Source organism: uncultured Subdoligranulum sp., assembly GCF_937890665.1.
On sequence record NZ_CALADU010000056.1, the window covers coordinates 1 to 2,535 of the forward strand.

Consider the following 2,535-nt stretch of genomic DNA (forward strand, 5'->3'; position numbering starts at 1 on the left):
TATGCGGCTATGGCGGAATTGGCAGACGCGCTGGTTTTAGGGTCCAGTGTCCACGACGTGCAGGTTCAAGTCCTGTTAGCCGCACCAAGCCGATAGAATCCGAACTTGTTTCCAGCAGGAGATGGGTTCGGATTTATTTGTTTTCTTTGAACGTTGCGAAACCGCTTATTCTTGCAAGGCCCAGCGGTATAAGCGCCTCTCGCTCCATGACGAAAAGGGAACGCAGCCGACAACATGATGCGTTCAAACTTTTGTCTTTGTGTATCTGGTTCCCGCTTCTGCCTGCCATTTTCCCAAAAGACCTTGCATTGTGGATCATTGCGTGGTAGCATAAAGGCGTTCACAACAGAAAGAAGTGGTATCCCATGATAAAACGCAACGAAGCATCCCTCCATGCAAGGCCGGCAGATCGCGATATTTGCATGGAGTAAAAATCATCGCGGCTTTTATATGCCGGCTTTGCTGCTTGAAGATTCTTTCAAGGAGGAAGCCTGCATGAAATATATCAATGCAAAAGATCTTCTTCCCGCTGCATTGGTCAAAGAATTGCAACGCTATGTGCAAGGGGGCTATCTGTATGTTCCCACCGAACAGGCACAGCAAAAACGATGGGGAGAAGTCTCCGGTTACCGGCAGGAATTACAGCAGCGAAACCATCAAATCGCAGAGGAGTTTCGGAATGGGACCTCTATGGAGAAGTTGGCGGAAAAATACTTCCTGTCTGTATCGGCCATTCGTAAAATCATTTATCAAAAATGAACCGGCAGGGGTTGCAGGAATGCAGCCCTGCTTTTGTATTGTATACAAATTGATTCCGTATCATCCAGTGGATAGAAATGGGGTCGCGGCGGTAGTACGATATAAGTAGATCATACATCCGCAAGGGAGGAAACCGCTATGTGCACCCGATTCGTCTACCGAGGTGACGATACGATCACCGCTCCAATTTTGACATTGACCTTACACATATGGGACCACTGGATCATAAAAGAAAAAGCGCTTCTATATCGGCATCCTGCGGCCCGACGGGCTACGCTATTCCTATCATGGCGTAAACCGCAACGGGAATGCCGGGCCGCTGTTGTATGTTCACAGTGAACCCGGCCGGGACTATCAGGATTCCATCGGCTGTATGACAGTCGCAGACCTGACAGAACCCATTCATTCAGGCAGAGATCGTCTATGCCCTGGATGCCACCATACAAGCCATACTGTCTGACCGGCAGGGGAGGCCCCTGATCGTTGAACCGGGCATTGGATGTCGGGAAGAGACTGGCCGCTACTCGCTGATGACCAATAAAAAGGAGGGAAAAGCCATGGACCCAGAGAAAATTTATCCCCGAACAAACGACCATGAAACGGTCTATTTGAAAAGTGTTGTGAAAGATCCCAACATCCTTGTCGGAAACTTTACCATATATAATGATTTCGTCCATGATCCCAGGCAGTTTGAAAAAAACAATGTCCTGTATCATTATCCGATCAACCACGATAAACTTGTGATCGGGAAATTCTGCTCCATCGCCTGCGGCGCAAAATTTTTATTCACCAGCGCCAACCATACGCAGAGGTCCTTGTCCACCTATCCCTTCCCCATCTTTTTTGAGGAATGGGGTCTGGATGTGCAGAACATCACAAGCGCATGGGACAACAAAGGTGATATTATCATCGGCAACGATGTGTGGATCGGGTATGAAGCGGTGATTCTGTCTGGCGTTACCATTGGGGATGGTGCGGTCATCGGCGCACGAACCGTTGTGACAAGGGACGTACCGCCTTACACGGTCGTCGGTGGCGTTCCCGCCAAACCGATCCGTGAACGCTTTTCCGCAGGTACCATCTCAGCTATGCTGAAAATCAAGTGGTGGGATTGGCCCGAAGAAAAAATAAAGCAGCATATATCCGATATTCAAGCCGGACGCATCGAACGTTTACAATCGTTTGGCGAAAGGGAATGACACGCTGATCCACAAAAATCCTGTGGGGTGTCGCTGCAACCGCGCAGGGGCTTCTGATTCTGCGCTCCGTACCGAAAACAAACGCCCGTAAGGAATCCGCAGGATGCGTCGCTGTTCCAAACAGGCCGTCCTGTGCCATACAAACCCAAGGAGGAACACCATGGAACCCAACAAGATCTATACGATGAATTTTGCACGCATTTACCCGCTTCTGGTCCAGAAAGCCGAGCGCAAAAACAGGACCCGACAGGAAGTGGATACCGTCATCTGCTGGCTGACCGGCTACGATGCGCAGGGCCTGCAGCGCCAGCTTGAACGGGAGGTGGACTACGCCACCTTCTTTGGCGAAGCCCCCTGCATCAACCCCAACTGCGCCAAGATCACAGGCACGGTGTGCGGCATTGCCGTGGAGTCCATCGAGGACCCCCTCGTGCAGAAAGCCCGCTACCTGGACAAACTGGTGGACGAACTGGCAAAGGGCCGCCCGCTGGAAAAGATCCTGCGCAAGTGATGATAAGCCGAAAATCAAAACCACCCGTTGAACGGGTGGTTTGAACAGGCCCTATAAGGGCCTAAT

General features: G+C 50.8%; 3 protein-coding genes and 1 tRNA gene. All 4 read left to right on the forward strand.

The annotated features are described in order from the left end of the window. Window positions 1-3 precede the first annotated feature (3 nt). The 4 genes from Q0526_RS03120 to Q0526_RS03140 all read left to right on the forward strand — a co-directional run bounded on the left by Q0526_RS03120 (window position 4) and on the right by Q0526_RS03140 (window position 2,469). A tRNA-Leu gene (locus Q0526_RS03120) sits at window positions 4-87 on the forward strand. A gap of 306 nt (window positions 88-393) precedes the next feature. Next, the gene (locus tag Q0526_RS03125; RefSeq protein WP_366522024.1) at window positions 394-759 is read left to right on the forward strand and encodes a CD3324 family protein; all 366 of its coding nucleotides are present in this window, start codon (window positions 394-396) and stop codon (window positions 757-759) included. 557 nt (window positions 760-1,316) lie between these two features. After that, the gene (locus Q0526_RS03135; protein ID WP_298730763.1) at window positions 1,317-1,958 is read left to right on the forward strand and encodes a CatB-related O-acetyltransferase; all 642 of its coding nucleotides are present in this window, start codon (window positions 1,317-1,319) and stop codon (window positions 1,956-1,958) included. A gap of 160 nt (window positions 1,959-2,118) precedes the next feature. Next, the gene (locus Q0526_RS03140) at window positions 2,119-2,469 is read left to right on the forward strand and encodes a DUF2200 domain-containing protein (RefSeq protein WP_298730759.1); all 351 of its coding nucleotides are present in this window, start codon (window positions 2,119-2,121) and stop codon (window positions 2,467-2,469) included. Window positions 2,470-2,535: the final 66 nt, after the last annotated feature.

What these genes read in the sequence shown, in the direction of transcription:
- Q0526_RS03125 (WP_366522024.1), top strand. Translation starts at nt 394, where the DNA reads ATGCAAGGCCGGCAGATCGCGATATTTGCATGGAGTAAAAATCATCGC.
- Q0526_RS03135 (WP_298730763.1), top strand. Translation starts at nt 1,317, where the DNA reads ATGGACCCAGAGAAAATTTATCCCCGAACAAACGACCATGAAACGGTC.
- Q0526_RS03140 (WP_298730759.1), top strand. Translation starts at nt 2,119, where the DNA reads ATGGAACCCAACAAGATCTATACGATGAATTTTGCACGCATTTACCCG.